The organism is Paenibacillus taichungensis, from assembly GCF_050994985.1.
GTDB classification, from domain to species: domain Bacteria; phylum Bacillota; class Bacilli; order Paenibacillales; family Paenibacillaceae; genus Paenibacillus; species Paenibacillus taichungensis.
The window spans coordinates 3,075,785-3,087,954 of record NZ_CP194720.1 but is presented as its reverse complement, the minus strand read 5'-3'; the positions used below and the strand labels follow the sequence as shown (position 1 = coordinate 3,087,954).

At 45.5% G+C, this 12,170-nt stretch carries 7 protein-coding genes; 5 read left to right on the top strand and 2 right to left on the bottom strand.

What is annotated here, in order from left to right; translation table 11 throughout:
• Positions 1–23: 23 nt before the first annotated feature.
• From ACR1R9_RS13685 to ACR1R9_RS13675, 3 genes are all read left to right on the top strand, one after another.
• Positions 24–1,598: a response regulator transcription factor gene (locus ACR1R9_RS13685; RefSeq protein WP_433923414.1), complete on the top strand. Its 1,575-nt coding sequence runs from the start codon at positions 24–26 to the stop codon at positions 1,596–1,598.
• A gap of 3 nt (positions 1,599–1,601) precedes the next feature.
• The gene (locus tag ACR1R9_RS13680) at positions 1,602–3,350 is read left to right on the top strand and encodes a sensor histidine kinase (RefSeq protein WP_433923415.1); all 1,749 of its coding nucleotides are present in this window, start codon (positions 1,602–1,604) and stop codon (positions 3,348–3,350) included.
• Positions 3,351–3,495: 145 nt separating this feature from the next.
• Positions 3,496–7,194: a discoidin domain-containing protein gene (locus ACR1R9_RS13675; protein ID WP_433923416.1), complete on the top strand. Its 3,699-nt coding sequence runs from the start codon at positions 3,496–3,498 to the stop codon at positions 7,192–7,194.
• 106 nt (positions 7,195–7,300) lie between these two features.
• Here the strand turns inward: ACR1R9_RS13675 and ACR1R9_RS13670 are convergent, their stop codons facing one another.
• Positions 7,301–8,269 carry a bile acid:sodium symporter family protein gene (locus tag ACR1R9_RS13670; protein ID WP_113052277.1) on the bottom strand — a complete coding sequence of 323 codons (969 nt, stop codon included), beginning with the start codon at positions 8,267–8,269 and terminating at the stop codon, positions 7,301–7,303.
• Positions 8,270–8,410: 141 nt separating this feature from the next.
• Between ACR1R9_RS13670 and ACR1R9_RS13665 the strand changes: the two genes are divergently transcribed.
• Positions 8,411–8,887 (top strand): DUF6376 family protein, encoded by a 477-nt coding sequence (locus ACR1R9_RS13665; RefSeq protein WP_433923417.1) that lies wholly within the window; start codon positions 8,411–8,413, stop codon positions 8,885–8,887.
• 112 nt (positions 8,888–8,999) lie between these two features.
• Here the strand turns inward: ACR1R9_RS13665 and ACR1R9_RS13660 are convergent, their stop codons facing one another.
• A complete protein-coding gene (locus ACR1R9_RS13660) occupies positions 9,000–9,437 on the bottom strand; it encodes a MarR family winged helix-turn-helix transcriptional regulator (protein WP_180287060.1) in 438 nt (145 codons plus the stop codon).
• Positions 9,438–9,646: 209 nt separating this feature from the next.
• Between ACR1R9_RS13660 and uvrA the strand changes: the two genes are divergently transcribed.
• A complete protein-coding gene (gene uvrA / locus ACR1R9_RS13655; protein ID WP_433923418.1) occupies positions 9,647–12,151 on the top strand; it encodes an excinuclease ABC subunit UvrA in 2,505 nt (834 codons plus the stop codon).
• Positions 12,152–12,170: the final 19 nt, after the last annotated feature.

Below are 12,170 nucleotides of genomic sequence, written 5' to 3'. Positions count from 1 at the left end.
CTCTATTAAGGAGTCGAACGATCATGTATAAAGCAGCGTTGGTCGATGACGAAAATTACGATCTGGTCGGTATGCGTGAACTTATTCCCTGGGACGAACTTAATATTGAGATCGCTTTCATGGGGAACAAACCACTTGCCGCATTGCATTACCTTCAGAATCATGATGTGGACATTCTCGTTACCGATATTAAAATGCCCGTAATGTCTGGCTTGGAGCTTGCCCGAATGGCACTTCAGAAACAGCCGGAGCTTAAAATCATATTTATCAGCGGTTATGAGGACTTTGATTATGCGAAACAGGCTATTCATTTGAAAGCAGATGGCTATATCCTGAAACCGGTGGATGACGATGAAATTAAGACAACTCTGCAAAAAATCGTTCATGTTCTGAGAGAAGAGAATGCCAGATTGGAGACAAACAATGGGAGCGATGCACTTGAGCATTTTGATTTTGTGAAACAGGATTTCTTGAAGCATCTCATGGAAGGTAGTATTGATGCGCCAACCTTGCAGTCCTTCACCCGGCTTTATCCGCTTCCTCTACGAACGGAGACGGCCCATGCCGTTATTATAGAAATGGATCATATGCAGCACTTGTTCACAGATGAAGAATATGAACGATGGCATGAGCTGACTTTCCGCCAAATTACGTCATGGATTGAAACTAAAAATTGGGGGGCATGGTGCCGATTGTCTACGGACCGAATTGGACTCATGTATTCCTATGATGCTGGGGATATAGAATTGAATCTGAACGAACTTATCCATTACATACGTGATCGTTCCCGCTTTACTATTACGGTCAGCTTTGGACAAAAAACGAATTGGGTTACCAAACTGCCGGTATCCTTTGATGAAGCGCGAAATTTAATCGGATGCAAAATGTTTCTTGGTAAAAATCGGCTTATCTCTCCAGGAGAGGTGCATGTTCCGCTTGTAAGAGATGTACTAGACGTAAATAGTCAGCTGGATCGGCTATTTACAGCGATGTCCACATATGATCTCGTCACAATCTGTGATGCCGTGGAGGAGCTGTTTGAGCATGTGCGGGCCTTTTCCGATTCGTCCAAAGTACACCATTTCTCTACTCATGTCCTGTCACGGCTCGAAGGATATTTGAATGCAGAGGCACAAGATGATTTTCCTCACTTTGCAAAGTGGAAATCGGAAGGATTTGAGACCGTTCAGCAGTTCGACACGGTGGATGATATTAAATCCTGGCTAAGACGAACCGTGTTCGAATGGTCGGAACATATCTACTTGCGCAAGCAAAAGTCCAATTGGAAGTTATTCTCCGATATTGAACATTATGTTGGGCAGCGTCTGTCACAAGACGTAACTCTAAAGGATCTGGCTGCCCATTTCTCGTATTCTCCGAATCACCTTGGATTTCTGTTCAAGGATAAGGTGGGGGTCAATTTTAGTGATTATGTTGCTGCCCGGCGGCTTGAACATGCCAGGCATCTGCTGCAGACTACTAATCTCAAAATCTATGAGATCGCCGATCAGGTTGGTTATCGAAGTCTCACCTATTTCAGCCGATTGTTCAGAGAAACTTTTGGCATGAAGCCCGGCGATTTTAGAAAGCAGAGTTGATGCATGATACAACACAGCAATCGACGACGCTTCCTGCCCATTTTATATAAATTACTTATATCCAATCTGGCACTTGTAATTATCCCGATTATAGTCATTGGTTGTTATGCCTATATATCCTCAGCACGTTCAGTGGAGGAACATACACGAAATAACCTTGAGGTAGCAGTGAGTCAGATTCAAAGCAATGTGGAATACAGGGTAGGGGAGATTATTCGCAGTTCAGATGAAATCTATCAGGACCAGGGGTTATCAACGTTGCTTTCGGGCTATTATCTGGACTGGGAGAAGTATCAGGTGACAACGCAATATGTGATGCCAAGACTTGAATCGGCTACCAATCTGCCCAAATCCAAAATCAAGCTCTCCCTGTATTTGCATGCACCTACCATCAGTGAATTTTACTACAATGAAACGGAGCAGTCACTGATCGCTGGAGAAAGACAGTATGAGATTTTGCATACCAGCCGGATTGTGGATAAGGCATGGTACCAAAATCTGCGCATCGGTTACGACGAAATGAAATGGCAGCAAATTGAGAACGATGCCGAATACGGATATATCTCTTTGTTAAGACATGCCATTAATTACGAAACGTTTCAGTCCATTGGCCTTATTCGAGCTTCCGTTAAGTTGAAAGATATTTTTGAAGATGTTGACTTCAATCAATTAGGGGAAGGGACGAAGCTGTTTGTACTCGATCAGGATGAACAGCTCCTCTATTCGAGTTCGCCTGGCGGTTCCTTGCCTTATACTGCCGAGGAGTTGAATGAATCCCGTGAGTATCTGAAAATCTCCAAACCGATTCACAATATTCCTGTTCAGATCGTTGCACTGGTCCCCAATGCATCCTTTAAGGACAATTCTCAGAAAGTTCGGAACGTGACCATCATCATATGTGTCATCAGCATTCTTGTCATGACCCTTGTCAGTTTCATTATGGCACGTATGTTCTCCAGCCGCCTCTCCAAACTCGTAGTATCACTTGAAGCTTTCAAAGAAGGGGAACTACAACGGCGAATTCAATACACAGGTAATGATGAGTTTGCCATTATTGCGGAGTCCTTTAACGAAATGGCTTCCACTACAGAGCAATTGATTGATGAAGTCTATACGAGCAAGCTGGAGAAGAAGGAAGCAGAACTGCAAATTTTGCATTCAAAAATAAATCCTCACTTTTTATACAACACGTTTTCTTCGATTAGCCGCATGGCAAAGCTTGGGGAAATTGATAAGCTGCATGAGATGATTCGTGCGCTGGCGAAGTTTTATCGTCTTACCCTAAACAAGGGAGAAATGCTGATTCAAGTCGAGAAAGAGCTTCACATTGTTAGAACGTATCTTGATATTCAAAATATTAAATATGCAGAACGAATTCATTATCAGTTGGAAGCTGAACCGGAAACTTTAGGGCTGGAAACAGTTAAATTCATACTGCAACCGTTTGTCGAAAATGTGCTGGAACATGCCTGGTATGACGATGAGATCAAGATTCATATTAAGGTAAAAAAGCAGGCAGAACATGTACACATTGAAGTGCACGATAATGGACTTGGGATGAAACAGGAGATTATAGACGCAATTTTCACCGAAGGAGCAGGTGGTATAGGATACGGAATACGCAACGTGGACCAGAGGATCAAACTTCATTATGGCAAGGACTATGGCGTGAGTATTCGTAGTGAAGTGGGAACAGGTACGGTAGTTACGATTGTTTTTCCGGTTAAGTCTCCGCCTTCCAGACAGGAGTAGTTCCGTGCAAAGTTACACTTATCGTTGCTCGGTATAGTATTTTTTGTAAGCGTACCCAATTTAAAATGAAAAGGAGCCGATACATCTTCATATTCCACATCATGACTTCGGTACCTATCACCCATTGAAGGGGGTATTTTAAGACATGGCATCAAGAAGTAAAAGAAGAGCATTTGCTGGCAAAGGATTGGCGATTGCATTGATCGCTGCATTATTTACCACCTTGTTTCCGGGCTTTGTCCCGTCCAAAGCTCAGGCTGAACCTGCATCCTATCTATTGTCTAGCAATCGACCAGCTTATGCTTCATCAACTGAAGGGAATAATACGCCGAATCTCGCCGTTGACGGTTCCAGTGGCACCAGATGGTCGAGTGCCTGGGGCAAAGATCCACAGTGGCTGTATGTAGATCTGGGTGACACTGCTACGATTGACAAAGTACGCATCCAATGGGAGGGGGCATATGCCAAGGCTTATCAAGTTCAGGTTTCAACCGATGAAGTGAACTGGACTGACATCTACAATACAGCTACAGGCAATGGCGGGACTGATGAGCTCACCGTTAATGGAAGCGGCCGCTACGTACGCATATTAGGGACAGAAAGGGCCCTCGCCAACTATGGTTACTCGATCATTGAATTGGAAGTGTACGGAACGGGTAGAACCGGTGTACCACCTGTTACATATGGACCGGATGTGGCTCAGGGTAAGCAAGTTACCGTCTCTTCCTATGAACAATCCGATTATCTGCCCCCTGGGGCAACACTTCCAGAGAATGCAGTCGATGGGAATTCCTCTACCCGATGGGGTTCGAATCATACGGATGACGAATGGATCTATGTGGATTTGGGCAGCAAGCGGAACATTGGACGAGTGGTTCTGAACTGGGAAGGGGCTGCAGGACGTGCCTTTGATCTGCAAATCTCCGATGATGCCACTGCCTGGACTACCGTGTACCGGGAGCTGCATGGCAATGGAGGGAAACAGGATATTTCGATGTATGCATCCGGACGCTATGTCAAAATGCAAGGCATCGGAAGAGCAACCAATTTTGGCTACTCTCTGTTTGATTTTGAAGTATACGACTATGTAGACGGAACGCCGAAGCCATCCTACCCTATCCCTGAATTGCCAAGTCCCAGCACGGTTCAGGTAGGGAAGGGCAGTTATCTGACGAATGACATCCGTATGCCTCAGCCCAAATATCCTTCCTATAAAACGGATAATGTTCAGGCACCTATCGCGTCTAATGACTGGTGGCAATCCCTGCTTATTAAGCCGCTCAGCGATTCCATTATTACACTGCCACTCAAATCCAAGTTCTACCCCCAAGGGCTCGGCCTTTTGAACCCAGGGGAAGGATGGATTAATGGAGATGGAAGTGCAGTGAATGCAGACGGCAACCCGGATTTGTATTTTATGTCCACCAATATTAATGCCAATAATATGGAAACCCGAGTGAGCGGGTACAGCGATTATGCGGTAGATACGATTTTGAGTGACGATGCTTCAGCAAAAATGAAAACGACCTTTGTAAAGGGTTCACCATATGTATTTATGGAATTCAACAATCCTAACACAGCCGAAATCTTTTCTTCACTCATTACCAAAGTCGTGAATGGTAATGGAGAAACGGTATTGCAATCGGATGGTGATACCTTTACGGGGGATCATATTGGCATTCAGTTGGAGAATCAAAGTGGCGATCCGGCTGGGGGAAAAGAGGAACGGTACTACGGAATATTTGCCCCAGAAGGAACTGTATTCAAAAAAGCGGGAGCCAAGATCAAACTCCAGCTTGGAGGCGGGAAAGGTTATCTATCCGCAGCGACAATGCCATCTTTAACGGATCTAAATCAATTCCATGAGCACGCTTATGCCTTTGTAACGAACACAGAGGTTACTTATAACTATAACGAGCAAACGTCTACCGTTACGACCAACTTCAAAGCCGAGACCGAAGTGAAGCGTCCAGGGTTCTCACCGAACACATTGCAGGCCCTATATCCACATCAATGGAAAATTACGAATTCTCCACTTACTTCGCTCACATATCCGTCCATTCGTGGAACGTTGAAAGTGCGGGAAGGAAACCAGTTTACGGTGGAGGATCATTTCTACGGCATGGTTCCCCAGTTCACAGAACCTACCAATGCAGAATACAACCGAGAAGAGATGGTAGCCTATCTCGAAATGCTCAAAACGGAGACAGACAACAATCTGATGGCTGCTGACGCTTACTGGCAAGGCAAAAAACTTCATCCTCTTGCCATGGGTGTACTTGCAGCGAACGAAATGGGAGAGACCGTCTACCGTGACCTGTTCCTTTCCCGCATGAAAGAGATTCTGGTCGATTGGTATACGTACACAGCAGGTGAACCTGATTATTTCCTCTATTACAATGATGATTGGGGAACGATGTACTACAAGACAAGTGAGTTTGGTGCTAACTATGGAATTACAGATCATCATTTCACTTATGGGTATTATGTATTTGCATCAGCGGTTCTGGCTACTTTTGATAAACAGTTCCGGGCAGATTATGGTGGTATGGTGGATCATCTTATTCGGGATTATGGCAATCCGTCCAAGAACGATCCGTTGTATCCGTCTTTCCGCAGTTTTGATCCTTATCAGGGCCATTCCTGGGCAGGAGGCTATGCAGATAATGATAGTGGCAACAATCAGGAAGCTGCTGGTGAATCCCTCTTTGGCTGGGTAGGGCAGTATATGTGGAGCTTGTTAACCAAAGATCAGGATTTCCGAGATGCTGCGATTTACGGATTCACAACTGAACTGAAGGCAATTGAGCAATACTGGTTCAACTATGATGAAGATAATTGGCTCGATGAATGGAAACACGCTTCTGTAGGGCAAGTCTATGGAAGTTCATATTTCTTTGGTACCTTTTTCAGCGGTGAACCGGTTCATATTTATGGTATTCACTGGCTGCCAACCAGTGAATATCTGACCAGTTATGGTCTGGACAAAACGAAGGCTGCTGGCTTGTATAACGGATTTGTTGCCGATAACGGTGGACCTGAACGAGAATGGCAGCATATTGTATGGCCTATTCAGGCGCTAAGTGATCCGGCTGCAGTGCTTGCCAAGTGGAATGCTTCATCGATGCAAAAAAATGAAGTTTTTAATACGTACTGGTTCGTAAATAGTACGGCAACACTTGGTGAACGGACGAAAGACATCTGGGCCACCGGATGGAGCAGTGCAACCGTCTACAAGAAAAATGGAACATATACTGCACAAATCTGGAATCCGACAGATGAGAGTGTAACGGTCACTTTCAAAAATGCATCTGGGACCACTGGAAAAGCTGTTGTTGGGCCTAAGTCTCTGGTAAGAGTCGATCCAACCCAAAATACGCAAGTTTCTGATTCCTGGATTCCCTGGAACGGAGAAAACGGAGGAAATGAAGGTGGAGAAGATGGAGGGGATACGAACGTTAATTTTGCACTTAACAAAAATGTGACCGTTTCTTCAACGGAAGAGCCTTTTGTTGGCAATAATGCAGTCGATGGCAATCCCGAGACACGTTGGAGTTCCGGATTTGGAGATACCCCGGAGTGGATTACAATTGATCTGGGAGAGGCCAAGCAAGTAAAACGCATCAAGCTGAATTGGGAAGCAGCCTATGCTTCAGCTTATCGTATTGACGTATCGGAAGATGGTACCGTTTGGAAGGAAGTGTATCATACGCAAGAGGGGAAAGGTGGTCTGGAAGAACTTGCGGTGAACGGAAAAGGCAAATATGTGCGACTCACGGGAGAGAAACGAGCCACCCAATATGGGTACTCACTCTATGAAGTGGAAGTGTATGGTAGAGACTAGACGTTCACAATGTTCTAGACACGGGAACAGCAGATCAGTATATTCTGATCTGCTGTTTGTGTTTAGAGCATATTTAAGATAAAACGGTACAATGGCGGATTCGCATTTAGGCTGCAGACGTCTTATCAGTATTGTGAAGAGTCTGCGAGCGACGCCCAAGCAGATATCCTGCAAGCGAGGCTAACATCTGCTGGAATACCATGCCGAGTACAACCGGGACGGCAACTGGTGGAGGGAAATAAGATACGGCAAGTACCGCTCCCGCACTAATATTGCGCATGCCTCCGTTGAACACAAGTGCAACCTGATCGGCTTCATTCCAACCGAGTAATCGGGCAACGAAGTAGCTTAGAGCATAGCCAAATGAGGCCAGAAAAATAATGATGGCTGCTAGACCAGCGAGCTGCCAGTTAAAGTCAGCCAAATAGGGAGCAACAACAGAACCATTAATCGCGACAACCGCTGCCATGAACAATTTGGAGAACGGATTCAGTCTGGGCCCCCAGACCGGAACAATGGCCCCTTTGGTCCATTCATTCAAAAGCATTCCGAGCAAGGAGGGGACAACGATCATCCAGAACAGACTGCTCATCATGGCTGCAATATCCAACGATACGCTAGTGCCAATCAGCAAGGATAACACACCGGGTACCACGAAAGGAGCAAGCATGGTGTCAATCAGGATAATCGACAGCGTCAGAGCGATATTGCCCCGATAGATGCTGACCCAGATAAAACTGCTCACACCTGTCGGAATAACGGCAGCAAGAACAAGGCCCGTTATCGTGTAGGCATCCGTTGGGAAGACCAGGTGCCCCATGCCTAGAGCAATGAGAGGCATCGCCAGATGCAGAATAAACAGACAAACAAACAGTGGAAAAGGCTTCTTCAGCACGTTCACAAAATCCCGTATCCCGAGACTGATGCTTCCGGCAAACGTCATGAACGCAAAGAGCCATGGTGACAAAAAGGTATAAGAAGAAAGAAGACTCCCGCAAAGAACGCCAATAATAATGCTGATTGGGGTAATCAGTGGCATGATGCGGTTCAAGCGTACATTTAAGGCCTGAAGCATATTCATGACATCCCTTTACCGTATGATTCTTTTATTATACATGTTAATAACGCTGAGTGCAGACCCATTTGCAATGTAGCATACGGAGCAGTTATCATAAATCTGGAAGAAACACTTCAAGTTGAAGAAGGGGAGATAGTCATGATTAAAGGGAAAAGAAAACACACATTGATGATGGCAGGCCTCATTGCGTCAAGTATTCTTGTGATATCCGCCTGTTCTGTTGTAGAACAAGCGAATCAAAGTTTGAATTACGTTAGTGGGGCTACTGATTATATAGAGCAAGTATCGAACGCTGGAGCCGAACTGCAAGAACTTGCATCTGGAGCGGTGAATAACCCGGAAATAACAACTCAGGTACAGGAGAAAATAGATCAGATTCAGGCGGAAGCCAGCGAATTCTCTCAGCTTACAGCACCAGTGATAGGGGAAACCATTCATGCAAATCTGGTCAGTTACAACAATCAATTAACCGAAGTGGTGGGTCAATTTGAGAATACGCTTGCAGAGCAGGGCTTTACGGCAGAAAACTGGGAGAAGACAGGGATTCCTGAATTGATCACCAATATTAATGGTTTAAAAGATCCGTTAAGCGGTCTTGGAATCGAAGCCAATTAAGATTTAAACAGTCTACGCCTTGAGCATTAGCAGGTTCATCTCATGGAAAAGGACGATATACCGGAGTGATGTTGATCACTTGTGGATATCGTCCTTTTTGTTTTTTCCAATATTAAGATGATGATTTGCCACGAATTTTGGAACTTAGATCATCAATCTGTTCATCCAGTACATTTCCTGCTTTACTTAGAAACCCTGTAATAAGCTCCAGCTCTTCCTCAGTGTAAGTGGAAGCCAGTTTAACCATAGCTGCGTGAAGGGTGAGGTACGTGCTGCTGACCTCTTCCTTGTTTTCGTACAAAGGCACAATGATGACTTTACGGCGGTCATTGGGGTCATTTTCCCGGCGAACAAAGCCGTTCTTCTCAAGCCTGTCAATTAATGTCGTGACACTCCCTGTGGCCAGACCGGTAAGTTTTGACAGCTCACCTGCAGTGATTGGACCTTTCTCGCGCAGGATATCCACGGATATGAAATCGTTATTGTACAAGCCTAAAGAGGCAGCCACATGCTGCTGATATAAAACGGTTCGTGTACCCAGGCTCCGCATGCGCAACGTAAAATTCTCCTGTAATTCGGTAGGTTGTTGTTCATGTTCTCTTGACAAAAGATAACCCTCCTCTTAAGATGACATATATCTTGATTATCGAGATATTAGATTAACAAGATAATAAATTTTGGAGATACTAGATTGACGTATGATTAATTTCAACTTATTTTAACGAACTCTGTACTTATTTGCAAAGGGGACGATCGATTTTGAGAGACACAATGATGATTAAAGGTGCACGGGAGAACAACCTGAAGAATATTTCACTTTCGATTCCGAAGTATAAATTGGTTGTTCTAACGGGTCCGTCCGGCTCCGGCAAATCCACGCTGGCAATGGATACCCTTCAGCGAGAATGCCAGAGACAATACATGGAATCGATGGGATTAACATCGGATTCGATCAGCAAACCAAAGGTGGAGTCGATCACAGGTCTTTCTCCATCCATCAGCGTAGGACAGCACATTACTAATCGGAATCCACGCTCAACAGTAGGAACAGTGACAGACATTTACACTTACGTTCGTTTCATTTTTTCCAGACTAGGAGAGCGTATATGTCCATCCTGTAATGGCACCATTTCGCCATCGTGGGAAGCGGCTGGTCATCTAACTGAGGAAGACGAATACATGGGACATCAGACTATACTTTGTCCCCATTGCAATACCGAGCTGGAGAAGCTGGGTATGTCACACTTTTCGTTCAATAAACCGGAGGGTGCTTGTGATATATGTAGTGGACTGGGTCATGTGGCATCAATCAACGAAGCGGCTGTATTCAATCCTGAGCTTAGTGTGCGGGATGGAGGTGTAGCTTCGTTAAATGGTGTGCATCGGGATATTCAGATCCGAATTCTAGTTGCAGCTGGAAAGCATTTTGGATTCGGATTCGATCCGGATCGGCCATTGAAGGACCTTGGTGAAATCGAGCGTGATTTGCTGTACTACGGCGTCGATAGCGAAGAATTCAAGCAGCATTACCCTAATATCAAACCCATCCAGGGAACCAAGTTCGAAGGTGTAATCCCCGGATTGTGGCGACGCTATAAGGAAAAGGAAGGAGAAGGTGGCGGAACGGAAAAAGACGGACGTTTTTTTCATCAACAGCAGTGTCCTGAATGTCAGGGAGCTCGCTTGAAAAAAGAAATTCTTTCGGTAAGCGTAGCTGGCGCATCCATCTCCGACGTCACCAACTGGTCATTCAGTAAAGTGTTGGAATGGACAGTAGGACTACAAGAAGTGATTTCACCCGAGGCACATCACTTGCTTGATCCAATTCTTCATGATCTGCCCACCAAATTGAAGCGCATTATGGATGTTGGACTTGGCTATCTCTCCATGGATCGTCAGACCGTAACTTTATCTGGTGGTGAAGCTCAGCGATTACGACTTGCATCGCTTCTAGGCTCTGGTTTAACGGGCGTATTGTATATTCTGGACGAACCGACAACAGGGCTTCATCCGAAAGATACCATTGGCCTGATTCGTGTGCTTCAGGAGCTTCGTGATCTGGGCAATACGATCCTCGTTATTGAACACGATATTGAGATGATGCGTGCTGCCGATCATGTGATCGACATTGGACCTGGTGCTGGAGTCAATGGAGGGATAGTTGTTGGTGAAGGGAGCCTGGAGGATTTAATGGCAAGTGAGCTTTCGGTTACGGGAGCTTATCTGAGAAATGAATCTTTGACTAGTCCTTCTTATAACCGAAGAACAGGTACGGGGCAGCATCTTGCCATTCGGGGAGCGCATTTGCGCAACATCGATATTCCGGTTGTATCTTTTCCATTAGGAACACTGATCTCCGTAACGGGTGTTTCGGGGTCCGGCAAATCTACGCTTGTATTTGATATCCTCGCACAGGGTATGGAGTCAGGTCTGATACCAACAGGTTGTAAAGAGATAACAGGCTTGGAGCACGTAGGTGATATCGTTATTTTTGACCAAACGCCGATGGGCAGAATGCAACGGTCGAATGTGGCCACCTACACCGATGTATTTACGCACCTGCGTCAGCTGTTCGCTGGTTTGCCAGATGCCAAGGCACGAAAGCTAACTGCGAAGCACTTCTCGTTTAATACACCCGGAGGGCGCTGTGAAACCTGTCAAGGTCTTGGGGTATTGTCTGTAGACATGAACTTCCTGCCTGATCTGGAGGTAACTTGTCATGATTGCAAGGGCAGACGGTTCGTGGATGAGGTGTTACAGGTTCAATACGAAGGCTTCTCGATATCTGATGTACTGAATATGTCAGTGGCCGAAAGTCTGCCTGTCCTGAAGAGTCAGACCAAAATCGCCGATCTTGTAGAGATGTTGTGTGAAGTTGGACTGGGTTACCTCCAATGGGGTCAATCCGTCAAAACATTGTCAGGTGGTGAGGGCCAACGGATCAGGCTGGCAAAAGAGCTGAGTAAAAAGACCAAAAAACACACGCTCTATCTGTTGGATGAGCCAACAACCGGCCTTCATCCGTCAGACATCAAGCAACTCCATATTTTGCTGGATAAGCTGGTTGAGTCGGGGAATACCGTTGTCGTTGTAGAGCACAGTCTGGAATTGATTCGGGAATCCGATTGGGTTATTGACATTGGCCCAGAAGGTGGCGCAGCGGGTGGCGAACTGGTAGCCGAAGGTACGCCAGAGCAGGTGGCGGAAGTCAGAGCCTCCCATACAGGACAATTTTTGAAGCGTATATTAGCCGAAGGGCTTTAATCAGAATGGATAAGGGGAA